The sequence below is a fragment of the Acinetobacter sp. P8-3-8 genome, assembly GCF_000214135.1.
Taxonomy (GTDB): Bacteria; Pseudomonadota; Gammaproteobacteria; order Pseudomonadales; family Moraxellaceae; genus Acinetobacter.
Genome location: NZ_AFIE01000118.1, coordinates 1 through 1,700 on the forward strand (window position 1 = coordinate 1; position 1,700 = coordinate 1,700).

The 1,700-nt window shown below is 37.8% G+C and carries 1 protein-coding gene; it reads right to left on the minus strand.

The features are described 5' to 3' along the window. Positions 1 to 1,634: DUF6531 domain-containing protein (locus GGG_RS20160; protein ID WP_010117874.1), on the minus strand; the 1,634-nt coding region annotated here is incomplete at its 3' end. Between the last annotated feature and the right edge of the window lie 66 nt (positions 1,635 to 1,700).

The following is a 1,700-nucleotide window of genomic DNA, read 5'->3' on the forward strand; positions in this document are numbered from 1 at the left end:
CCATTCGGTAGAGGACCATCCTCCCAAGCTAACCGACCGTGTTGATCATAACCATACTTAGACTCCCGAACTAACACATCACCTAAAGGAGAGAAACCCGTTTCCTTTACAGAGATCAGATGATTATTTTGATCATAAGCAAATTCCTTACGGTATTTTTTCCCAGTAACCACACTTTGACGTGATTCCGCTTTTAAACGACGAACATCTCGTTGATTCAACTGGACAAGAAGGGGATTGCCTAAGTTTGATACATTAGATGATTTAAGTTGATAAGACTCATACTCATAAAAAGTCGTCTGAGCTTGTACACCAATCCCAGAAACAGTTTTAGACAATACCTCACCCAAATCATTATATTTCAGATCAATCGCACGAATGGCTTTCCCAGATAAATCAAGATCAGCAGCATAAACAACTAAACCTTGAGCATTAAAACGATAACGCTTATTGACCGTACCACAACTGGCACAACCAGCACCAAGACTTTCTAACAACTGAAATTGAGTACCTTCAATTTGATACGAATAAGCAGTTTTTTGACCTAAACTATTGGTCACAATATTTTTAAAAACAGACTTAGTCGCTGCATAATTTGCAGGCATATCTTGACGAGTACGAACATCAAACTGAATGGTGACTTTTTCGACACCACCCGCATGTTGACTTAAAAAAGCACGATCTTGATTGTCATACTGCCATTGAGAGAGTAACTTAAACTTTTTCGTTGTTCGATCAAAGATAGATTTTGCAGTGAGATTATGAATATCCCCACCTTGAAACTTTGGATCATAACTATACTTAAAGCGGCGCCCATCAGGATAAACGACTTGAGCGAGATTGTTATTACGATCTAAAAAATAGAAATATTGACCAAGTGGTGTGGTTAAAACAATTTGAGGTAAACCAAACTTGGTTATTGAATAAGCGAAATTAAGCTGCTGGCCTTGCCCATTTTTAACACTAACTAAGCGCTGTTGCTGATCATAAGCAAAAGAAAAATTCAGAGTAGGATCATTTTTTTCAATATCTGCGAGAGCAGTAATCTTGGTGATGTGTGCTAGATGAGGATCTTTCCCACCTAAATACTGAAAGAAATAATCTTGATTGGATTGAGTTTTGTGCCAAACCCATCCAGAACCATCAATTTTCTTTTCAATCCAGCCATCGGAAGGATTGAGAGGAAGCGCACGAATAACAAACTGATTGTTGCCTAAGTTAATTCTATTTTTTTTGAAATTGATACGTTTCCCAGATTCAAGACGAATTTGGATAATATCGGGTTGTTCATAAAGTTTAAGATCAAAAGAGCTGTACCAACCATAGCCGAAAGGAGTATTGGCATGACTTTGGCTATTATAAAACCGAGAGAAGGAGAGACCTTTAAATGAGGGAAGTTCTTTAAAGTCTTCCACAGCTTCAAACTTATTGCCATTGAGTACATTGATAGGGTTACCAACGCCAGTGTCGAGCCCACCACAAGCATAGGTTGGTCCTTCGCTTTGAGTGACGATAGCGAAAGAAGAGTTTGCACCACATTGGCTAAAGTCCACAACGCCTGCAAAAGAAGAAGAGGAATACGAGCTACACAAGAGAGCTGAATAGAATATTCCTACTGACAAAATATTTTTCATTTTTAAATTCTTTTAAAGTATAAATTAATAAAAATTAGTAATGGTTTGACCTGAACTACAGCTGAT